This window comes from Shewanella loihica PV-4 (assembly GCF_000016065.1).
Classification (GTDB): domain Bacteria; phylum Pseudomonadota; class Gammaproteobacteria; order Enterobacterales; family Shewanellaceae; genus Shewanella; species Shewanella loihica.
Window position 1 is genome coordinate 1,654,212 of the sequence record NC_009092.1, and the last position, 21,399, is coordinate 1,675,610.

Annotated in this window: 15 protein-coding genes and 15 tRNA genes; 15 read left to right on the top strand and 15 right to left on the bottom strand. The window is 54.1% G+C overall.

Annotated elements, in window-relative coordinates:
* Window positions 1-83: 83 nt before the first annotated feature.
* Window positions 84-728, top strand: a complete 645-nt coding sequence (maiA, locus tag SHEW_RS07375) for a maleylacetoacetate isomerase (protein ID WP_011865238.1) — start codon at window positions 84-86, stop codon at window positions 726-728.
* 29 nt (window positions 729-757) lie between these two features.
* Here maiA and SHEW_RS07380 read toward each other — a convergent pair whose 3' ends face one another.
* Window positions 758-1,648, bottom strand: a complete 891-nt coding sequence (locus SHEW_RS07380) for a LysR family transcriptional regulator (RefSeq protein ID WP_011865239.1) — start codon at window positions 1,646-1,648, stop codon at window positions 758-760.
* 200 nt (window positions 1,649-1,848) lie between these two features.
* Between SHEW_RS07380 and SHEW_RS07385 the strand changes: the two genes are divergently transcribed.
* The gene (locus SHEW_RS07385; protein WP_011865240.1) at window positions 1,849-3,066 is read left to right on the top strand and encodes an MFS transporter; all 1,218 of its coding nucleotides are present in this window, start codon (window positions 1,849-1,851) and stop codon (window positions 3,064-3,066) included.
* 41 nt (window positions 3,067-3,107) lie between these two features.
* Here SHEW_RS07385 and SHEW_RS07390 read toward each other — a convergent pair whose 3' ends face one another.
* The 13 genes from SHEW_RS07390 to SHEW_RS07450 all read right to left on the bottom strand — a co-directional run bounded on the left by SHEW_RS07390 (window position 3,108) and on the right by SHEW_RS07450 (window position 12,197).
* Complete coding sequence (locus SHEW_RS07390) at window positions 3,108-4,475, bottom strand: sigma-54-dependent transcriptional regulator (RefSeq protein WP_011865241.1); 1,368 nt, start codon at window positions 4,473-4,475, stop codon at window positions 3,108-3,110.
* 2 nt (window positions 4,476-4,477) lie between these two features.
* Entirely contained in the window at window positions 4,478-6,301 is a 1,824-nt protein-coding gene (locus SHEW_RS07395; RefSeq protein WP_011865242.1) for a sensor histidine kinase, read from the bottom strand.
* An 83-nt stretch (window positions 6,302-6,384) separates the two neighbouring features.
* Entirely contained in the window at window positions 6,385-7,782 is a 1,398-nt protein-coding gene (locus tag SHEW_RS07400; RefSeq protein ID WP_011865243.1) for a TRAP transporter large permease, read from the bottom strand.
* The gene (locus tag SHEW_RS07405) at window positions 7,782-8,420 is read right to left on the bottom strand and encodes a TRAP transporter small permease (protein WP_011865244.1); all 639 of its coding nucleotides are present in this window, start codon (window positions 8,418-8,420) and stop codon (window positions 7,782-7,784) included. Before SHEW_RS07405 ends, SHEW_RS07400 begins: the two co-directional genes overlap by 1 nt.
* Before the next feature lie 87 nt (window positions 8,421-8,507).
* Window positions 8,508-9,473 (bottom strand): TRAP transporter substrate-binding protein, encoded by a 966-nt coding sequence (locus SHEW_RS07410; RefSeq protein WP_220045243.1) that lies wholly within the window; start codon window positions 9,471-9,473, stop codon window positions 8,508-8,510.
* A gap of 308 nt (window positions 9,474-9,781) precedes the next feature.
* Window positions 9,782-11,014 carry an MFS transporter gene (locus tag SHEW_RS07415; protein WP_150099951.1) on the bottom strand — a complete coding sequence of 411 codons (1,233 nt, stop codon included), beginning with the start codon at window positions 11,012-11,014 and terminating at the stop codon, window positions 9,782-9,784.
* 141 nt (window positions 11,015-11,155) lie between these two features.
* Window positions 11,156-11,383: a hypothetical protein gene (locus tag SHEW_RS07420; RefSeq protein ID WP_011865247.1), complete on the bottom strand. Its 228-nt coding sequence runs from the start codon at window positions 11,381-11,383 to the stop codon at window positions 11,156-11,158.
* 152 nt (window positions 11,384-11,535) lie between these two features.
* A tRNA-Val gene (locus tag SHEW_RS07425) sits at window positions 11,536-11,611 on the bottom strand.
* 38 nt (window positions 11,612-11,649) lie between these two features.
* Window positions 11,650-11,725, bottom strand: a tRNA-Val gene (locus SHEW_RS07430).
* 37 nt (window positions 11,726-11,762) lie between these two features.
* Window positions 11,763-11,838 (bottom strand) — tRNA-Val (locus SHEW_RS07435).
* A 38-nt stretch (window positions 11,839-11,876) separates the two neighbouring features.
* A tRNA-Val gene (locus tag SHEW_RS07440) sits at window positions 11,877-11,952 on the bottom strand.
* Between the two features lie 59 nt (window positions 11,953-12,011).
* Window positions 12,012-12,087, bottom strand: a tRNA-Val gene (locus SHEW_RS07445).
* A gap of 34 nt (window positions 12,088-12,121) precedes the next feature.
* Window positions 12,122-12,197 (bottom strand) — tRNA-Val (locus SHEW_RS07450).
* A gap of 981 nt (window positions 12,198-13,178) precedes the next feature.
* Between SHEW_RS07450 and gltX the strand changes: the two genes are divergently transcribed.
* From gltX to SHEW_RS07505, 11 genes are all read left to right on the top strand, one after another.
* Window positions 13,179-14,588: a glutamate--tRNA ligase gene (gene gltX / locus SHEW_RS07455; RefSeq protein ID WP_011865248.1), complete on the top strand. Its 1,410-nt coding sequence runs from the start codon at window positions 13,179-13,181 to the stop codon at window positions 14,586-14,588.
* Between the two features lie 103 nt (window positions 14,589-14,691).
* A tRNA-Ala gene (locus SHEW_RS07460) sits at window positions 14,692-14,767 on the top strand.
* An 80-nt stretch (window positions 14,768-14,847) separates the two neighbouring features.
* Window positions 14,848-14,923: transfer RNA gene (locus SHEW_RS07465), tRNA-Glu, on the top strand.
* 107 nt (window positions 14,924-15,030) lie between these two features.
* Window positions 15,031-15,106: transfer RNA gene (locus SHEW_RS07470), tRNA-Glu, on the top strand.
* 107 nt (window positions 15,107-15,213) lie between these two features.
* A tRNA-Glu gene (locus SHEW_RS07475) sits at window positions 15,214-15,289 on the top strand.
* Window positions 15,290-15,396: 107 nt separating this feature from the next.
* Window positions 15,397-15,472 (top strand) — tRNA-Glu (locus tag SHEW_RS07480).
* 107 nt (window positions 15,473-15,579) lie between these two features.
* Window positions 15,580-15,655: transfer RNA gene (locus tag SHEW_RS07485), tRNA-Glu, on the top strand.
* Window positions 15,656-15,762: 107 nt separating this feature from the next.
* Window positions 15,763-15,838: transfer RNA gene (locus tag SHEW_RS07490), tRNA-Glu, on the top strand.
* 121 nt (window positions 15,839-15,959) lie between these two features.
* Window positions 15,960-16,035, top strand: a tRNA-Glu gene (locus SHEW_RS07495).
* Between the two features lie 74 nt (window positions 16,036-16,109).
* Window positions 16,110-16,185: transfer RNA gene (locus SHEW_RS07500), tRNA-Ala, on the top strand.
* A 419-nt stretch (window positions 16,186-16,604) separates the two neighbouring features.
* Window positions 16,605-17,027 (top strand): cytochrome P460 family protein, encoded by a 423-nt coding sequence (locus SHEW_RS07505; protein WP_223294774.1) that lies wholly within the window; start codon window positions 16,605-16,607, stop codon window positions 17,025-17,027.
* A 133-nt stretch (window positions 17,028-17,160) separates the two neighbouring features.
* Here SHEW_RS07505 and SHEW_RS07510 read toward each other — a convergent pair whose 3' ends face one another.
* The gene (locus SHEW_RS07510) at window positions 17,161-18,990 is read right to left on the bottom strand and encodes an ABC transporter ATP-binding protein (RefSeq protein ID WP_011865250.1); all 1,830 of its coding nucleotides are present in this window, start codon (window positions 18,988-18,990) and stop codon (window positions 17,161-17,163) included.
* Between the two features lie 242 nt (window positions 18,991-19,232).
* Between SHEW_RS07510 and SHEW_RS07515 the strand changes: the two genes are divergently transcribed.
* On the top strand, window positions 19,233-20,744 hold the full coding sequence (locus tag SHEW_RS07515) for a DNA-3-methyladenine glycosylase 2 family protein (protein WP_011865251.1): 1,512 nt from the start codon (window positions 19,233-19,235) through the stop codon (window positions 20,742-20,744).
* Window positions 20,745-20,809: 65 nt separating this feature from the next.
* Window positions 20,810-21,397, top strand: coding sequence for a methylated-DNA--[protein]-cysteine S-methyltransferase (locus tag SHEW_RS07520; RefSeq protein WP_011865252.1), 588 nt, complete (start codon window positions 20,810-20,812; stop codon window positions 21,395-21,397).
* Window positions 21,398-21,399 lie beyond the last annotated feature (2 nt).

Here is a 21,399-nt window from a genome sequence, read left to right on the forward strand (position 1 = left end):
CTTTTGAGACTTCGGGGCGACCAAGGTTGCCCCGTTTTTGTAACAGCCGCCGGGCAATGGGCGGAGAGAATAGGAGCCATGTGATGAAATTATTGGGCTACTGGCGCTCCAGCGCCGCTTATCGGGTGCGTATCGCATTGAATTTGAAGGGACTGGATGCAGAGCTCGAATCCGTGCATCTGGTGAAGAATGGCGGCGAGCAGCACCTGCCTGAGTATGCCGCGCTCAATCCCCAGGAGCTGGTGCCAACCCTGATCGAGGGCGACAACGAATTTGTCTTGTCTCAGTCGCTGGCGATCATCGAATATCTCGACGAGCAGTATGGCGGCGCCATGATGCTGCCAACAGCTCCCAAGGCGAGAGCCGAGGTGCGCGCCATGGCACTCTCTATCGCCTGTGAGGTGCATCCACTGAATAACCTCAAGGTGTTGCAGTATCTCACCAACACCCTTGAGCTGGATGAGGACGCCAAGAACGCCTGGTACCATCACTGGATCCATCAGGGCTTTAGCGCCTTCGAGAAGCAACTGGAAAAGCACGCCGGCAGCTATTGCTATGGCGATGAGGTGACGCTGGCGGATCTCTGCCTGATCCCTCAGGTCTATAATGCCAATCGCTTCAAGGTCGACTTGAGCACCTATCCCAACATTCGTCGTATCTGGGATAATTGCCATCAGCTCGAGGCCTTTGTGTTGGCGGCGCCAGAGCGTCAGGCCGATGCCAGTTAGATTGGTCTCATGAAGCCGTTAGCATTCCGCTAAGGGTTATTCATCAAGAATTCGACAAACGCCCTGTCGGCAAGGCCGATGGGGCGTTCTCTATTCCAGGCAATATGCAGATCCAGATGCACCGCAGGTGAGAAGGGGATGGCGCGGATAGGATCTCTGGCTTCTATCACCATCTCCAGCACACTGGTAATGGCAAACCCCTGGGCGACCACCTGCTTGATCAGGTTGATAAGGTTAGTTTCGAAGGCGATATTGACCTCGAGATCCAGTGCCTTGGCCTGAGACAGCATCCACTCGCGGTGAAAATAGCCGGGTTTAAACATCACCAGCTCCTGCTCGAAAAACTGCTCCAGGGTGATCTCTTTGTGCTCCGCCAAGGGGTGATCTTCTCCAACGGCCACCACCATCTGCTCTCTGAGCAGCAGATGACTGTCGAAATTAGGCTGCAGATCCTGGCCTGTGATGATGGCGATATCCACCTCTTCGTTTTGCAACATGCGCAGGCTGTCTCGGGTACCGCCCTCGAACAGGGAGAGCTTGAGATCCGGATACCTGTGCCTGAAGGCCATCAAGCGAGAGGGCAGGTAGTAGGAGCCCAGCATGCCGGGCACCGCGATGCGCACCTCGCCCTTGGTGAGGTTGGCCATGGATTTAATATGGGCCTCGGCCTGTTTGACCTGCTTGAGGATCAGCCTGGCATGTTGCGCCAGCGCCTCGCCTTCGGCGGTGAGGGTGAGGCGGCTGCCATCCTGACCGCGATAATGTTTGTTACGGTTGACAAGCGTGACCCCGAGGGATTCTTCGAGGCGTTTTATCCCCTGACTCAGGGCGGGCTGGGCGAGGTTGAGCTGTTTGGCCGCCAGGGTAAAGCTACCCTTGGTCGCCAGCGCCTCGAACTGCCTAAGCTGTTTGATATCCATCTTTCATCCCACCTTCTCGCATTTTTCTATCATGCTGAGTTAGCACCATTGTCTTAAGCGCTTTTTAGCAGATTGTTTTCAAGCATTGGTCATCGGAATTGTCTATAACAAGTTATTATTGACATCATAGTTATAATCTATTTTTGTTATGTTAGCGCCGGTGCTAGCCTGTGTCTATCTATCCTATTGAGCGCGACAACATGACCGCCAGCCGTCCACTACAACTTCGTCTGATCTGGGGCCTCTCTCTGGCTTCCGTGGTGATCTACATCAACCTGTATATGGTGCAGGGGATGTTGCCGCTGATCGCGACCAGTTTTAGCGTGTCGCCGGCCCACGCCACCCTGTTGTTGTCTGTGACCAGCTTCTCCATGGCCTTCGCGCTGCTCTTCTATGCCACACTGTCTGACAAGCTAGGCAGGCGTAAGCCGCTGCTCTGGAGCCTGGCGCTGCTTGTGGTGGCGGATCTCATGTTGATCTGGGTGCAGGATTTTTCGGCATTGGTGGCGGTGCGCCTGTTTCAGGGGATACTGCTGGCGGCGGTGCCCGCTATCGCCATGGCTTATTTTAAGGATCTGCTCGATACCAGCGTGCTACTCAAGGCGGGGGCCATCTATATCGGCGCCAACAGTCTGGGGGGCATCGCCGGGCGCCTGCTCGGCGGTCTGATGACAGAGTATCTGACCTGGGTAGAGGCCATGGGGCTGGTGAGTGTCTTGACCCTTGCTGGCGTGGTGGGCGTGTTACTGTTATTGCCGCGACTCGACCGGGTGCGCATCCGTCGCCGTCAACACAAGAGTGGTTTTGGCCTCGCCGATCTTAAAGGCTTTGGCCTGCACCTTGGCGATGCCACCCTGGTGAAGCTCTACCTCTTGGGGGCGCTGGCCTTCATGGTGATGGTCAATCAATTTAGCTATATCCAGCTGCACCTGATGCAGGCACCATTTGGCTGGGGTAAGTTTCAGGTCACCCTGATCTTCCTCTGTTATTTGAGTGGTACCTACGCCTCGTTCCGCTCCGCCAAGTGGGTGACTCGCCTGGGACGTCAGCCACTGTTTATCCTGTCGGCGGTGATGATGTGTGTCGGTAGTCTGGTGACCCTGGGGGATACCAGCAGCGCCATCGTTATAGGTTTCCTGCTGTCGAGCTTTGGCTTCTTCACCTTCCACAGCGTCTGTAATGCCTGGGTAGCCCAGCGTGCACAACAGCACAGGGCGAAGGCCACGGCGCTCTATCTGTGTAGTTACTATCTGGGGGCGGCGCTGGGCGGGCCTTTCCTCTTGCCCTTCTGGCAGCATTGGGGCTGGAGCGGCGTGGTGGCTGGCAGCTTGACCCTGCTTAGCGGCGTGATCCTATTGGTGGTGATGCTGCAGCGCAACCATAGGCCACACACGCCGCTGTTAGATGCGGCGGGCTAATGGACTTCTGCTTAACGGCGGGCTAACGCCTAGGGCTTCGATTAGTTGATGAAGGTCTTACGGTTGAGGCCGAACTTCTGCATCTTGTCATAGAGGGTCTTGCGAGGCAGCTCTAGCTGCTCCATGGTGAGCTTGATGCTGCCCTTGTTGTTGCTCAGTGCCTCTTCGATCAGCAGCCGCTCGAAAAACTCCACCCGCTGCTGCAGCGACATGTTGGCGTTGAGTTGACTGCTCTGTCCCAGTGAGGTGGCAAAGGCCGCCTCTGGACCTAAGAGCACATAACGCTCGGCCAGGTTTCGTAGCTCTCTTACATTGCCGGGCCAGTCGTGGGAGACCAGCTGGGCCGTGTATTCGGCCGTCAGGGGGATCAAGGCCTTGTGATAGCGGGCCGAGGCGACCCGGGCGAAATGCAGAAACAGCAGGCCGATATCTTCGCGCCGCTCCCTGAGAGCCGGAATCGGCACAGTCACCAGATTGAGGCGATAGAGGAGATCCTGGCGAAACTCGCCCGTGTCGCACAGACTCTTGAGATCCACCTTAGTGGCGGCAATGATGCGAATATCTAAGTCTATGCTCTTGTTGGAGCCGAGGCGCTCCACCTTCCTGTCTTCCAATACCCTGAGCAATTTAACCTGCAAGGATAGCGGCGTGCTCTCAATCTCGTCGAGAAACAGGGTGCCGCCGTTGGCATACTCGAACTTGCCGATACGTGTCTTATCGGCGCCGGTGAAGGCGCCAGATTCGGCGCCAAACAGCTCGCTCTCTATGATGGTCTCTGGGATGGCGCCGCAGTTGATGGCGACGAAGTTGGCCTCTGCTCGAGGGCTGTGGTCGTGCAGATAGCGGGCGACCAGCTCCTTGCCCGTGCCTGTCTCGCCTTCAATTAAAACATCGGCGGGCATATCGATCACCTGATGGATGATGTGGCGCATCTGCTTGATCCCCGGGCTGTGACCCAGAATGCGCGGCCCTGGGGTGCTCTGGGATTCTAGCTCACGTTTCAGGCTGCGGTTTTCCAGGGTCAGGGCGCGTTTCTCCAGCGCGCGCTTGGCGATATCCAGCATGTGTTCGTTGTTAAAGGGCTTCTCGATAAAATCATAGGCCCCCTGTTTCAGTGCCTGCACCGCCATGGCGATATCACCGTGGCCGGTCAGCAGGATTATGGGAATATCCTTGTCTTGAGCCAGCAGGGTGCGCATCAGCGATAGGCCGTCGATATCTGGCATGTTGACGTCTGAGATCACTATGCCCGGCCAGTTGTCGGGCAGGCCCAGGCCAATCTGCTTGGCGTCGGTGAGGGCCAGGGCGCGGTAGGATTCGAGTTCAAACAGCTGCACCAGGGCCGAGCCTATCAGGGGCTCGTCGTCGACGATTAAGATGTCGTATTGATTAAAAACTTGATTTTGCATCGCTATCCTACTGCATGAATGGGCAAGGTGATCTGGAAGATGGCGCCGCCCTGTTGGCGGTTGGCAACGCTTATCTTACCCTGCATCGCCTCGACGATACGCCGGGAGATCGAAAGCCCCAAGCCCAGTCCTTGACGCGAGCTGGTGTAGTAGGGGTCGAAGATCTTCTGCATCTGGCTCTCGTCTATGCCAGTGCCGGTATCTTCTATGGTGATCTCCAGTCGGTTGCTCACCACCACACCTATGATCAGCTGTTTCGGGTTGTTGGCGCGCATGGCTACCATGGCATTGCTCATCAGGTTGATCAGCACCTGCTGTAGCCTAATTGGGTCGCCCCAGAGCAGCGTCTGACACTCTGTGTTGTTGAGCACCAGATCAATTCCCTGCTTGTCCACCTCGGGCTGGACTATGGTCAGCGCATCCCTGATGCACTGCGCCACGCTAATCGCCTTGTCGTTGCCCTGGCTCTTACGGGTAAAGCTCTTAAATTGCGAAACTATCGCCGCTAGGCGGTCGGTGAGCTCTATGATGGTCATTATGTTGCTGGAGACATCGTCCCACTTGGCGCGGGAGAGCAGGGTCTGGGTGTTCTGTGCATAGCTGCGAATCGCCGCCAGCGGCTGATTGATCTCATGGTTGATGCTGGCCGACAGGCTGCCGATCACTGTGAGTTTAGCGGCCTGGATCAACTCATCCTGGGCCTCTTTGAGCTGTTGGTGGCTGGTCTCCAGCGCCTGGGTGCGCTCCTTGACTCTTTGTTCTAACTGCTCATGGGCCTGTTGCATGCGGCGGGTGTTCTTACGCTTCTCGATGGCGAATAACAGTGCCAGCGCGCACAGCAGGTAGAGGGCGCCATAGAGCAGGAGCAGTGGCGGCAGCGAGCGGTATATTGGCGTCATGGGCGAGAGGATATGCACCTGCCAGCCCGCGTCGCTCATGTAGGCGGCGTTATCCATAAACTCGGCGCCGCGCTTGTCATCGCCTATCTGATAGATCTGATAGTCTGCTGCCAGGGATGGGGCAAAGGGGGGCTCTATCGCCAGCGGACTGATCTCACGGTTGGCGTAGCGTCTCGAGGATTCGATGCGCTGCTTGAGCTGATGGGTCACAGGCGTCAGCGCGGTGAGGCGCCACTCAGGCCGGCTGGAGAGGAAGATAATATGGTCCGGGTCGCTGATGGCGAACTCATAGTTGCTGCCCCTGGCCATGCCTGTGCTCTGCTGTTCTATCTCGGTAACATCGACCTTAACCACTATCGCCCCTAACACCTTGGCCTCGCCCTGGCTGGGGGTGACCGGGTAGCCGTGGCTGTAGATGGGATAGGAGAAGTAGTAGCCGCGTTTGTTCGAGCTGGTGCCGACGGCGAAATAGCGGCCCATCTTGCCCTCGATGGCATCCTTGAAATAGGGTCTGAAGGCGTAATTCTTGCCAATAAAGGAGTAACTCTGCTGCCAGTTGCTGGCGGCGATGGCATCGCCGTCGATATTGACCAGATAGATATCCAGCGCCTCTGTGATGCTCTGGATCTCCTCCAGATAGCGGTTGAGTGGCGTGATGGTATCGGGATCGTCCTGCTTTAACAGGGCACTGGCCAGCAGCGGGTTGGTGGAGAGCACATGGGGGATGCTCTCATAGCGACTTAGAGACCCTGAGAGGAAGCTCAGTAGCTCCTTCATCTGGGCGTTGGATTGTTGCCGCGTCATCTCATAGCCATGTTCCAGATGGAACCAGTAGGCGACCCGTAGGGTAAAGGCGAGGCCCAGGAGTATGATGAAGCCGACGCCGAGGTATTTTCTTCTTGTTATAATTTTCGACATATAAGGCATGTCCAATTGAAAAAGCGAATCTGAAAGGGGACCGATTAGATCCCGTTTCAGACTCGCCCAATTGTTAAGCAAAATCAAGTGATTTAATAACCGTTTAACTTATCAATATATTCCGGCAGGAACAGAGAGATCTGCGGAATATAAGTGATCAGCGCCAGGAAGAAGAGCAGCAGCGCCAGCCAAGGGATACAGGAGTGGATCACCCATCCCATGCTGCGGCCGGTGATCCCCGCGGTCACAAACAGGTTGAGTCCCACAGGCGGCGTCAACATGCCTATCTCCATGTTCACCACCATGATGATCCCTAGGTGGATAGGGTCTATCCCCAGCTGGGTGGCGATCGGGAACAAGATAGGCGCCATGATCAACAAGATGGCCGATGGTTCCATAAAGTTACCCGCTGCCAGCAGCAGCAAGTTGACTATGATGAGGAAGCCCCATACCGGCAGTCCCATGCCCACTATGGTCTCGGCAATTAGGTGCGGAATGCGCTCTGTGGTGAGCACGTGGGCGAACAGCATGGCGTTGGCTATGATGAACAGCAGCATGATGCTGACCTTGGCACCATCGCGCACCACGTGGCGGATCTCCTTGTCGGCTGGGGTCTTGAAAACCGCCAGCACCATGAAACCCAGGTTACGGAGTATGGCTCTGATCAGCGGCTCGCCGCTATCACGCCAGCTGACATTTTTCAGCGGGCCGATATCACGATAACCAAATACCGCGATGAAATAGGCGTAGACGCAGGCAACCGCCGCCGCCTCGGTCGGGCTGGCGATACCGCCATAGATGGAGCCGAGCACGATAACGATAAGCGCCAGGCCGCCCATCGCCTTGGCGCTCGATATGGCCAGGGGACGAAAACCGGGGAAGGGACGGGAAGGCAGCTTCTTGATGCGGGCCACGATATAGATGGCGAGCATCAACAAGAGTCCCATCATCAGACCGGGGATAAGCCCCGCCATGAACATACGCGCCGCCGAGACTTCCGTTGCCGCCGCGTAGACCAGCATAACGATAGAAGGCGGGATCAAAATCCCTAGCGTACCTGAGGTGGTGATCACCCCTGCGGCAAACTTTTCAGGGTAGCCGGCGCGAACCATGCCGACGATAACGATAGAGCCGATGGCGGCAACCGTGGCGGGGGATGAGCCAGATACCGCGGCAAACAACATACAGGCCATGACAGAGGCCATGGCGAGACCACCGCGAATATGACCTACACTGTCCATGGCAAAGTCGATGATGCGCCTGGCGACGCCGCCGGTGGAGAGAAACGCCGACGACAGAATGAAGAAGGGGATCGCCAGTAGTGTGTAGTGCTCCGAGGTGGACTCATAGAGTTTCAAGGCGACCGAGGCCAGTGAGTCATCGGAGAAGAGTAATATGGTCAACATGCTGGAGAAGCCGAGGGCGATGGCGATCGGCATGCCTAGCAGCATACAGAGAAACAGGCTGATAAAGAGGGTTGCTATAGTCATTATTTTTTGTCTCCCGGCTGCTTGTCGTCGGCCTGGGCCTCTTGATCGATAAGGTGCATGCTCTCCTTGGCCTCATCGGCAAAGGCAAAGCCGTCGGTTTTATTAGTGATGATGGCAAGAGCCAGCTGCAAGAAGCGCCAGGTAAGCAGAATAAAGCCGATGAGCAGTATGCTTTGAGAGGTCCACAGCGGCACAGCAGGCTCTTCGACGTCGATGCGCAGGTATTCCCAGGCAAAGTCGCCGTCCAGTCCGCCAATCAGAAAATGGGGCAGGTCGATATCTTCCATGGGCACGCCAATTTGATACATCTTGGCCAGGTAATCCCAGCTGCCGACCAGGAACATGCCGCAGTAGATGAGGCAGATGGCTACGGCCAATATGGCGGTGTACTTACGTCCCTGGGCGGGGAGTTTTTTCACGAAGGCATCGACGCCTATGTGGGCGCCGACCTTGACGCCATAGGACATGCCAAACAGCACGAACCAGCCGCAGATGGTGAGCGTCAGCTCCTGGATCCACAGGAAACCTGTGTTAAAGAAGAAACGAGCGATCACTTCGACAAAGACCAATAGGGTCATGGCGGTGATCAAGGCGTTAAGTACCACCTCTTCGATATGAGAAAAAAAGCGAGACATCATCTCTAAGACTCCTTAGATAGGAAAGAGGCCGAATGCCATGGAAACGGCCTCAATGCTTTCCTATTAAGTTTAGTGGGTTAGCGCTTATTATTCGTTTGAGGCAACGGCGGCATCGATAAGATCTTTACCTATCTTATCTTCGAACTGTGCCCATACTGGTTTCATGGCGTTGACCCAGGCGGCGCGCTGCTCTGGCGTCAGGTAGGTGACCTCAGAACGCTTAGAGTCGATGATTGCCTGCTTGTCTTTGTTCACTTTAGCCGCGGCGATCTCATTACCATAGGCAATGGCTTCATCCAGCGATGCCTTGATCACCTTGCGCTTGTCGGCGGGTAGCGACTTCCAGAAGGTGTTTGAGGTGACCACCATGTAATCGAGCACACCGTGGTTACTCTCTGTGATGTTGCTCTGTACTTCGTAGAACTTCTTCGAGTAGATGTTAGACCAGGTGTTTTCCTGACCATCGATGGCGCGGGTTTGCAATAGGGTGAAGACTTCAGAGAAGGGCTTCTTCACCGGAATAGCTTCGACCGCCTGGAACTGGGCCGCCAACACGTCTGAGGCCATGATACGGAACTTCTTACCCTGGGCATCTTCTGGCAGGACAAGCGGGCTACTGGCCGAGAACTGCTTCATACCATTGTGCAGGTAACCCAGGCCGACGACGCCCTTACGCTTCATCGAGTTCAGCAGTTGCTGGCCGGCGTCGCTCTGTTGGAAACGGTTAACGGCGTCCATGTCTTTGAAGAGGAAAGGTAGATCGAATAGCTGCAGCTTCTTGGTGTAGCGCTCGAACTTGGAGAGCGATGGTGCCACAAACTGCACGTCGTTTAGTAGCAGGGCGGAGAGCTCGTTGTTGTCACCAAACAGCTGAGAGTTTGGGAACACGTTTACCTGGTACTCACCGGGTAGACGCTCTTCTACTAGTTGCTTGAACTTCAATGCCATTTGGCCTTTAGGAGTATTTTCGGCCACCACATGGGAAAACTTAATTTCCGTTGGCGCCGCCCAGCTGTTTAAGCTGGCACCCAGAAGGGCCGCGATTGAGGTCATCTTGACGATCTGTTTGATAAAGGTACAGGTGTTGAGTCTGGTCATTTTGTTATCCCTATTATTGTTAATCCTTCAGTGCCTTAGGGCGACTGCCGGTCACAGTGTGCTTAACTCATAGAAATTATAGGCAAGGACCAGGCCAAAGATGTTTAAATTATGTAAATTGCCTTATATCAACATGTTGCGACCTGTTGGTTGATTGGTAAACAGGCGTGCTTGGGGAGGATATCGCCCATTGGTCTTATTTCAATGGGTGGGAATCCACCCATTTTGCGGGGTTAAAGTTTGAGCTAAGTCCCGTTATCGAGTTAATTGTGCGCCGGCCAGTATTCACGTTTGAAGTGACCGTGATATAGGATGGCGCCGGCAGCCGCCGCGCACAGGGCTCCGATCAACAGCACAATCTTGACATCGAACACGGCTAACAGGCCGCCGAAGAGGGCGGCGAGCAGGTTGCCGACGCAGAAGATGGTTACCAGCATGCCCATAAGCTGTCCCTGGGGCCTGTCTTGATAGGCATGGGACAGGTAGGTCGGCAGGAAGCTGTTGTAGATGGCGATGCCCGCGCCTATGGTCATGAAGGTGAGCAGATAGCTGTCATTGGTGAGATAGGGAAAGCAGGCCAGGGACGCGCCAAACAGCAAGATCCCCACCAAGCTCGCGCTGGCGTGGTTAAGCCTGCGCTGTAGCACAGGGGTAAACCAGATGCTGGTGGCGATCATGCAACCGGTGAGCAGCACGGTTACCCAGCTGATCTGCGCCGGGGTGAAGTCTGCCTGTTGCACCAGGTGCAGCGGATAGAACTCATAATAGAAGTTAACTCCCATGGTCAGCAACAGGTAGAGTAGAAAGAAGCGTCTCAGGGCCGGTTCTCTGAGCAGCACCAAGCTAGAGCCTTTCTCGGCGTTGGCCTGGGTCTCATCGAGCTGACGGGGCAGGAGATGATGGCTCAAGAGGGCACACAGAATACAGGCAAGTGCCGCCGCGCCAAACACTGTCTCCATCCCCCAATAGATGAGGTAGCCGCCGGCTAACGGCCCAAGCAGATAGCCGCCATAGCCCATGGCGCTGATCAGCGAGAAACTGCGGGTCTTATCGATTTGTGGATGGAGATCGGCCGCTATCGCCCTGGCGATGGCTATGTTGCCCTCGCAGATCCCCGTCAGTAAACGCGCGAGACAGAAAAGTACAAATTGCTCCGAGTGTGCCGCGAAGGCCGTGAGTCCATAACCCAGTGCGCTGCCCATCAGGGTGAGGCTGAGCATACGCTTGCGCCCATAGGTGTCAGACAGGCTGCCGATGAAGCTGCCGCCTATGATGATCCCCAGCGGATAGATACCTAAGACGATACCCATTAGAAATTCGCTGGGCAGGCCCATGAAGTGGGTAAGGGGAGAGCTGTTGTCGTGAAATAGTGGTGCCAGCACAGGATATGGCAGTGCAATGCCCGCCACACTGATCAGGGTAACGATTAGGGTGACGCCGAGAATGCGCTGTGCCGTCTGCTTCGGAGCGGCTTGTAGGGAGTCGGTGGCCTTCATGTCAGCCTTCAAAAGAATCAATAGGTAGGACAACTCTACCTCAGTGATTAATTTAGTAAAGTATTTTGTTTATTTAATTGGGTGAAGGGAAAGAGAGATTTAGGTAAGCTATTTATTTTATTGGTAATAACATCAGCATTATTATTTTGGCGGGTTGATGCGTTTTAGAATTGCCTCGCTGGGCAGCAGCTCCAGATGGCCCTGAGCATCGAAATACCAACCCGTGATGAAACCTTTTTGTCGCATGGCGACCAGGTTTTGCATCACCTCCTTGGCTTCGATCATCGCTTCCTGCTCATCGCATTCATGGGTGAGTTTGAGGTACGCGGCAATGCTTGCCAGCGACGCAGATTGAGTAACATCGGCCATGTTCAACCACCTTGAGTCGTACTTGGTTTGAGCAAAGTTTTAATGAAGAATAGTTGAGGCTAAGGGATTCGCAATAGCGAGAACCGGGCGCAATGGCTTGCTGCTAGGCTGTTTGATTATAAATAGGGGAGTGAAGCAATAAAGAGGAAATATGGTGGTCGATACTGGGCTCGAACCAGTGACCCCCTCCTTGTAAGGGAGGTGCTCTCCCAGCTGAGCTAATCGACCTGGGACTGTCTGTGATTTATCGTTTCATAGCCGTGCTATGGTGGTCGATACTGGGCTCGAACCAGTGACCCCCTCCTTGTAAGGGAGGTGCTCTCCCAGCTGAGCTAATCGACCTGGGATAAATACAGCATATTACATATTTTGATAACAATGGTGGTCGATACTGGGCTCGAACCAGTGACCCCCTCCTTGTAAGGGAGGTGCTCTCCCAGCTGAGCTAATCGACCTGGGACATTATTATATTCGATATTCTCTCATGAAGAGATGGTGGTCGATACTGGGCTCGAACCAGTGACCCCCTCCTTGTAAGGGAGGTGCTCTCCCAGCTGAGCTAATCGACCTGGGAATATCTCACAACATTTAACTCGATGCACCACATATTTCAATCTAGGACAAAATATGGTGGTCGATACTGGGCTCGAACCAGTGACCCCCTCCTTGTAAGGGAGGTGCTCTCCCAGCTGAGCTAATCGACCTGGGACACATCAAATTTTTCAGCCATACAGTGTATGGTGGTCGATACTGGGCTCGAACCAGTGACCCCCTCCTTGTAAGGGAGGTGCTCTCCCAGCTGAGCTAATCGACCTCGCTGTGTGGGGCCGTATTATAGGGGGGAACGATCTACTGTCAACGCTTTTTTCGAGAAAATAATGAGTCCGGTTCAAATTTGTTCGGATCGTCTTAATGTTAAACAAATCAGGATGATTTCCGGTGTCGCCCTGGCGAAAGCCTGAGCAGAAGGGGGCTCTAGCTTGCCGACCAGATTTAGGACTTGGCAGCGACAAGCGGTGTAAAACTGGGCTGCCCGATAAAAACATTCGGTAAAAAGGGGCGAGCATAGGGGGGCTTGCTGGTTTTTAACGCGTTGTTATTCACCTTTCTCTATCACTAGGCTGGCAAATCAATGTAGTACTTGGTTAAGCTCGGTGGCTTAACTGTCTGCACAATATCCTTCACCATGTCCTTCAGCATTTTTCCGCACGATCTTATTCTGCACCATATATAGTCGCTGCAAATGATAAGAAGAGGAGCAGGTCGCTTTGGCTCTTATCGTTTAGACACGAATCATACAGGCCTTATTACCAGGGCTCTCTAATCGCTGCTGACTAATAGCCGCCTTGTTTTTTAGACTAGGTGCTTATATAAGGGCTTTGCAGCAGGAGCCTGATGCGCGCAGCATTTATATAACCCTATCTGATCATCTCTTCAGATCACCGCTTCCTCTATCTATGCCTCCTCTATTTCCAGCATTCCCATTTTTATCTTCATTGGCCTTAGCTATATAGAGGAAGACTTTCATACCGGAAGATGTCATCTATATCGAGAAGCGGGTAGGTGGGTCAGGTGACAATCTTGCGGCGGCACATTCCTAGCGTTGCATTCATCTATTGAGTATCTGCCGAGGTAAGCCGCGTATCCTATGATGGGGGATCACCTTTTCGGGCCGCCGGGCAAGCTGCGGTTGTTCTGGCTATTTTCTCTTATCCCATTTGGCTGTTAGAATAGCGGCCACATTAAATAGCTCAGTCTATATTTAGACCATTCGATAACAGGTTACTGTCCCATTATGACGATTAAGACGCGTTTTGCTCCAAGTCCTACCGGTTTTCTTCACGTAGGTGGTGCTCGTACTGCACTCTATTCATGGCTCTATGCCCGCGCTAACCAAGGTGAGTTTGTCTTGCGTATCGAAGATACGGATCTCGAACGTTCAACTCCTGAAGCCTGCGCAGCTATCTTAGAAGGTATGGAGTGGCTTGGACTGAACTGGGATGAGGGTCCGTACTACCAGACTAAGCGTTTCGATCGCTACAACGAGATCATCGCGCAGATGCTAGAGCAGGGCACCGCCTATAAGTGTTACTGTAGCCGCGAGCGTATCGAGGCGATGCGTGAAGAGCAGGCTGCCAAAGGCGAACAACAAAAGTATGATGGTTGCTGCCGTGATAAGGCGCCGCGCGATACCGACGAGCCTTTTGTGGTGCGTTTTAAAAACCCAACCGAAGGTAGCGTGGTGTTCGACGATCACGTACGTGGCCGTATCGAGATCTCAAACGAGTTGCTGGACGACCTAATTATCGCCCGTACCGACGGTACGCCTACCTATAACTTCTGCGTTGTGGTTGACGATTGGGATATGGGCATCACCTGTGTGGTACGTGGTGAAGACCATATCAACAACACTCCGCGCCAAATCAACATCCTTAAGGCACTCAATGCGCCTGTACCTGAGTATGCCCACGTGGCGATGATCTTAGGTGACGATGGTGCCAAGCTGTCTAAGCGTCACGGCGCAGTTGGTGTGATGCAGTATCGTGATGACGGTTATCTACCAGAAGCGCTGCTTAACTACTTAGTGCGTCTAGGTTGGTCACACGGCGATCAGGAGGTCTTCTCTATCGAGGAGATGAAGCAGTACTTTAAGCTAGATGACATCAATAAGGCGGCGTCTGCCTTTAATACCGAAAAACTGATCTGGTTGAATCAGCACTATATGAAGGAGCTGGCGCCTGAATATGTGGCCAAGCACCTCGAGTGGCACATGCAAGATCAAAACATAGATACAGCAAACGGTCCTGCGCTGGCAGAAGTGGTCTCGGCATTGGCCGAGCGCGCCAAGACCCTAAAAGAGCTAGCTGCTTCTAGCCGCTACTTCTATGAAGACTTTGCCGAGTTCGATGAAACCGCCGCTAAGAAACATCTGCGTGGCGTTGCCTTAGAGCCGTTACAACTGCTGCAAAAGAAATTTGCCGAGCTGAGCGAGTGGAACGTAGAAGCGATTCATCAGGCTATCGAAGCGACTGCTGCAGAATTAGAGCTAGGCATGGGTAAGGTCGGTATGCCACTGCGTGTTGCGGTAACCGGTGCCGGTATGTCGCCTGCTGTAGATTTAACCGCTTTCCTCGTCGGAAAGGCCCGTTGTGAGCAAAGAATCTCCAAAGCGATTGAATTTGTAGCAAATAGAATAAATTCCTAAAAAACGAGTTGACACTTTTGGGTGTGCTGCATAGAATGCGCCTCGCAGTTGAGACACAGCCGGCAGATGCTCGCAGTGCACTCAAAGGTGACAAGTTAGGTAAGGGGCCTTAGCTCAGCTGGGAGAGCGCAACACTGGCAGTGTTGAGGTCAGCGGTTCGATCCCGCTAGGCTCCACCATCTAATTTGAAAGCGTTGAAGCAATAGCCTACTGGCTTTAACGAGTATTCACTCGATACGGAGTATAACGTATCAACAGTGTCCCATTCGTCTAGAGGCCTAGGACACCGCCCTTTCACGGCGGTAACAGGGGTTCGAATCCCCTATGGGATACCACTTTCTTGAGTGGTTGACTGCGAAGTTGACGATTCGATAGCGTTGAAGCAATAGCCTACTGGCTTCGACGAGTATTCACTCGATACAGAGTCTAACGTATCAACAGTGTCCCATTCGTCTAGAGGCCTAGGACACCGCCCTTTCACGGCGGTAACAGGGGTTCGAATCCCCTATGGGATACCACTTTCTTGAGTGGTTGACTGCAAAGTTGACGATTCGATAGCGTTGAAGCAATAGCCTGCTGGCTTTAACGAGTATTCACTCGATACAGAGTATAACGTATCAACAGTGTCCCATTCGTCTAGAGGCCTAGGACACCGCCCTTTCACGGCGGTAACAGGGGTTCGAATCCCCTATGGGATACCACTTTCTTGAGTGGTTGACTGCAAAGTTGACGATTCGATAGCGTTGAAGCAATAGCCTACTGGCTTCGACGAGTATTCACTCGATACAGAGTCTAACGTATCAACAGTGTCCCATTCGTCTAGAGGCCTAGGACACCGCCCTTTCACGGCGGTAACAGGGGTTCGAATCCCCTATGGGATACCACTTTCTTGAGTGGTTGACTATGAAGTTGACGATTCGATAGCGTTGAAGCAATAGCCTACTGGCTTCGACGAGTATTCACTCGATACAGAGTCTAACGTATCAACAGTGTCCCATTCGTCTAGAGGCCTAGGACACCGCCCTTTCACGGCGGTAACAGGGGTTCGAATCCCCTATGGGATACCACTTTCTTGAGTGGTTGACTGCAAAGTTGACGATTCGATAGCGTTGAAGCAATAGCCTACTGGCTTCGACGAGTATTCACTCGATACAGAGTCTAACGTATCAACAGTGTCCCATTCGTCTAGAGGCCTAGGACACCGCCCTTTCACGGCGGTAACAGGGGTTCGAATCCCCTATGGGATACCACTTTTTGAGTGGTTGACTGCGAAGTTGACGATTCGATAGCGTTGAAGCATTTCTCTTATGAGATGGCCTACTGGTTTCAACGAGTATTCACTCCCTTACGGAGTCTAAATGTAAGACCGGCGTCCCATTCGTCTAGAGGCCTAGGACACCGCCCTTTCACGGCGGTAACAGGGGTTCGAATCCCCTATGGGATACCACAACTTATTTTGAGAAACTTTGAAATAAGATGTTGTGTTTGTTCAGGTTTTACTGTATAGTCACAATCAGTTTCGGGGCCTTAGCTCAGCTGGGAGAGCGCAACACTGGCAGTGTTGAGGTCAGCGGTTCGATCCCGCTAGGCTCCACCAAATAAGCGTTTAGTTACGCGGAAAAGACCACCCAATAGGGTGGTTTTTTTTCATCTGTAGTTTATTCACATTTCAGTCTGTTCTCACTTAAGTTTGTTTCCAGTATTGTCTGTTTCATTTGGGGCTCTCAATTTAGGTTCGCCCATTTGATTCTCTGTCATTAAGTTTTTGTCTTACTTCAGCTTTCTCCAACCAAGGGAGAGCTCTTCTTCATAGATGCTGAAGTCCTCATTGATGAGAAAATCCTACCCTTCGGCAAAGCTCATCTATTGCGTCTACACTGACAAAACTAACTGCTAGGCGAGTGACTAGTGTATTTGGGCAACAGAGTGAGTCAGACCATGAAGAGATCCCTTTTTCTGCTGTTAACAGCAATTTCATTAATTTCATCAGTAAGTTATGCAGAGGATTCGACACCTTTGCCGTCCCATCAGATCGCCTATCCTCAAGGCTGGCAAACCTGGTCGAGTATTGCCGTGTCCCATCGCACCGATAACAACACGGTCAGGGCCATCCTGGGTAACGAGATTGCGGTTAATGCGGCCCGTAGTGGCAATCATATGCCTTGGCCAGATGGCGCCATCTTTGCGAAGGTAGTGTGGAAGGCGGGCGAATTAACCCATTGGCCGCAGGCGATAGGCCCCAAGGCTTTCGTCCATGCTGAGTTTATGTTTAAAGACTCGGTAAAGTATGCCGACACCTATGGCTGGGGCTGGGCGCGTTGGGTAGGGGAGGAGCAGACCCCATTTGAGGGCGGCATGCAGGTCTGTATCAGCTGCCATACACCGGTTAAAGACAACGACTGGGTCTTTACCGAGCCGGCATGGTTTCCGAACAAGTGATAGAGGTTGCCGTTTTATAGGCTGATAATGTGATTAAAAGCATCAGGCGGTAAGCCCGAGAAGCGTATCGACTGGCACAGCGTGCAGAAATGGCGGCTAGGCCAGTCGATGGATTAGTGCTTGGTAGACTTAGTTACTCTATGCCGAGGAAGCCACCTGTCTGATGGGCCCAGAGCTGGGCGTAGATCCCACCCTGTTTGATCAGTTCCTGGTGTGTGCCTTGCTCGACGATTTTTCCCTGATCTAACACGATCAATCTGTCCATGGCGGCAATGGTCGACAGGCGGTGGGCGATGGCTATCACCGTCTTGCCCTCCATCAGTTGATAGAGACTCTCCTGAATGGCGGCCTCTATCTCAGAGTCCAGCGCCGAGGTTGCCTCGTCCAGCAAGAGAATAGGGGCGTTCTTTAGCAGTACTCGTGCGATAGCGATACGCTGGCGCTGACCGCCTGACAGTTTCACGCCACGCTCGCCCACCTGAGCATCGAGCCCATGATTGCCCTCTGGATCGCTAAGTCCTTGAATAAATTCGTAGGCTTGGGCCTGGCGGATCGCATTTTCCAGCTCTTCCTCGCTCGCATCCGGCTTGCCGTAGCGTATATTGTCGCGAATGGAGCGATGCAGCAGAGAGGTATCCTGAGTCACCATGCCTATGTTGGCCCGCAGCGAGTCTTGTTCCACTTCGCGAATGTTCTGCCCATCTATGGTGATGCTGCCTTGTTCCACGTCGTGAAAACGCATCAGCAGGTTCACCAGGGTGGACTTACCGGCGCCCGAGCGGCCCACCAGGCCGACCTTCTCGCCGGGTTTTATCTTGAGATCGAGATCTTCAATAACGCCGCTGGCCTCGCCGTAGTGGAAGCTGACCCGGTTAAAGGCGATCTCGCCCTTTGATACGGTTAGCTGGCTGGCGTTGTCGCTGTCCTGCACACTGGTGGGGCGCGACAGGGTGTTCATGCCGTCGGCGACCGTGCCGATATTTTCAAATAGTGAGCTGATCTCCCACATGATCCATTGGGACATGCCGTTGAGCCTGAGAGAGAGACTGACCGCCACGGCTATGGCACCTATGGTGATGGCGTTGTCGCGCCACAGCCAGATGGAGACGGCGGCAACGCTGAAGGCGAGTAAGTAATTAATCACCTGCACGCTGACGTTGATGCCGGTTACCAGACGCATCTGGCGATAAACCGTATCGAGGAAGCCTGTCATGCTCTCCTTGGCATATTGAGCCTCTTTCTGGGTGTGAGAAAACAGCTTCACAGTGGCGATGTTAGTGTAGCTGTCGACAATGCGTCCCGTCATGGTGGAGCGGGCGTCGGCCTGTTCGGTCGAGACCTGTTTCAGCTTAGGCAGGTAGTAAAATTGCAGCCCCACATAGATCATCAGCCAGACCAGCATAGGCAGCATGAGGCGCAGGTCGGCATCGGCGATGATCACCAGCATGGAGAGGAAATAGACCAGAATATAGACTAAGACATCCAGCAGCTTAGTGACCGTCTCACGCACTGCCAGAGAGGTCTGCATCACCTTGGTGGCGATGCGCCCGGCAAAATCGTTCTGATAGAAGGCGATGCTCTGTTTAAGCAGATACCTGTGGGCGAGCCAGCGGATTGACATGGGGTAGTTACCCAGGAGTCCTTGGTAGATCACCAGGGCGTGCAGCAACACCAGCACAGGGATCACCACGAGCACCAAGACGGCCATCAGCAGTAACTTATCACCCTGCTCGGCAAACAAGGTCTCTGGGCTGTGGCTGGCGAGCAGATCCACCAGGTCGCCCATAAACGCAAACAGTGAGACCTCGAGGATCGCCAGCAGCGCAGTCAGTATCGACATTAATGCGAGCGGCAACTCGAAGCCGCGCGTGTAATGCCTGCAAAACCGGTAGATCCCACGGGGCGGCTGTACCGCTTCCTGGTCGGGTAGGGCGGAAACCCATGATTCGAAACGCTTAAACATTTAAGTCCTTATAAAATTTAGGCTTATTAGGATGATAGTCGATCTGATCGTTATCAATCATCATATAGCAGGCGTCATCCGAGTGCGACGAATTGTTGCTTAGATAGTTATTCTCACCTTGAGTGCCGTTTTCCGCTAGTATCCAAACCCTGGCTGCATTAGAGTGGCCTTATCAAAGCAAAACGAGTCATCTTCAAGTGAGCCAGCAAACACAAGAGTCTAGTGCAAAAGCGTGCAAAGCCATGCAGGCTGAGGCGCAGCATCCCAAGGCGGAGCAGTATCGCACCGCGCGTCTGTCACGGGACGCCAGATTCGATGGCCTGTTCTTCGTCGGCGTCTTCTCCACCGGCATCTTTTGTCGTCCTATCTGCCCGGCGGTGCCTGCCAAGGAGGCCAATGTGAGGTATTTCGACGATGCCCTGTCGGCGGCTCAGGCTGGCCTGAGGCCCTGTCTGCGTTGTCGCCCGGACAGCGCGCCGGGCTCAAATCCCTGGCTTGGTAAACAGACCAGCCTGAATCGCGCCATGAGTCTCATCGACGCCGGCGTCTTGTGCGGCCCCCAGGCGATCCCTATGACTGGGCTCGCCGAGCGATTAGGGATCAGCGAGCGTTACCTGAGGCAACTGTTTCACGACAGCCTGGGCACCTCGCCCAAGCAATATGCCCTGTATCAACAGCTGATGTTTGCCAAACAGTTGCTGCATCAGACCAAGATGCCGATCACTCAGGTGGCCTATGCCGCCGGGTTTAACAGCGTGAGGCGCTTCAACGAGATCTTTCGCCAGCAGCTGCAGTTGACCCCGAGTGAGATCCGTAAGGCCACGGGCCAGCCGTCGCTGCCCGTCCAGGGCCTGACACTCAAGCTTGCTTATCGTCCGCCCTATGATTGGCAACACCTGCGCAGCTTCTTCGCACAGCGCGCCGTGCCCGAGATGGAGTGGCTAGATGAACAGAGCTATGGCCGCAGCTTCGTGCTCGGCGCCGCCAAGGGCTATTTCTGCGCAGTCCATAGTGAGCAAGAGGCCTGCTTTCATGTCACCATTCATCTCGCCGAGGCGGACTCACTCAGCCAGCTCAAGGGGATCATCAGTCATATTCGTCGCATTCTGGATCTCGACGCCGACATGCTCACCATAGGCGATAAGCTGCAAGCGCTGGGTAAGGCTCTGCCTCAGGTATCGCCTGGCCTGCGTCTGCCCGGCGTCTGGTCGCCTTTCGAGGCGGCTTGCCGCGCCATCTTAGGTCAGCAGGTGAGTGTGACCCAGGCGATCAAGCTCTTGGGGCAACTGGTGGCCGATCATGGCGAGACGATTAGCCTAAATGAAAAAACGGTGCGTCTGTTCCCGACTCCTGCGGCGCTAGTGGATGCCAGCCTGGATGGGCTTAAGATGCCGGGGATCAGAAAAGAGGCGATTCGTGCCCTGGCGGCCTTTGTGATGGCTAACCCCGAGTCGGAAATAGACGACTGGCTACAGATCAAGGGGATAGGCCCCTGGACTTTGGATTATGTGCGCCTGCGGGGCCTGAGCCTGCCAGACGTGCTGCTGGTTGGCGATCTCGTGGTCAAACAGCAACTGCTGGTGAACCTGCGACCCGAGCCGTCCAGTTGTGATGGTGAGCCTGCTGAAGACGAAGATCCCAAGGCGGCGAAGAAGCGGGCGCAGGCACAATATCAGGCGCTCAGCCAAGCCGTGCTACGGCAGGTCGCCCCCTGGGGCAGTTATCTCACCCTGCAGCTCTGGAATCGGCAGTAGAGAAAGCCGCCACAATGCATTTAGAAATAACCTAATGAATCTAGAAGTAAACTAGGGAATATAAAATGAATCAAAAGACCTCAGTGCTTGAGTACATTCCCCTAAGCCGGGACGCCGGATTAAGCGGCTATCAGGCGCTTGCCGAGCGAGTCATAGATACGCCGCTGGGAAAGGTGAGTCTGGCGGCCAATCAGTTTGGTCTGTCGCACCTGAGCTTTCTGCCCGGGCAAGATGACGACTTTGCCGCACGGGAAGTCACCTTGGTCGCGCGCGATCGGCAGGCGCTGGAGCAGGCCGAGGCACATCTCGACCAGGCCGAGCGTGAGTTATCCGCCTATTTTGCCGGTAAGCTGACCGCCTTTAGCCTGGCCTTGGCGCCGGTAGGCACGCCGTTTCAGCATCAGGTGTGGCAGGCGCTGCTCGCTCATCCCTTCGGCGATGCGGCGAGCTATTCGGATATCGCCAGCGCGATTGATAATCCCAAGGCGGTGCGGGCGGTGGGCAGCGCCAACGGCGCTAACCGAATCGCCATTATCATTCCCTGTCATCGTATCATAGGCAAGGGTGGGGCGCTGACGGGTTACGCCTATGGCCTGGGGATTAAGCAGCAGCTTTTGGCCCTGGAGGCCGAGGCCGTGGGCGAAAGCCTATAAGC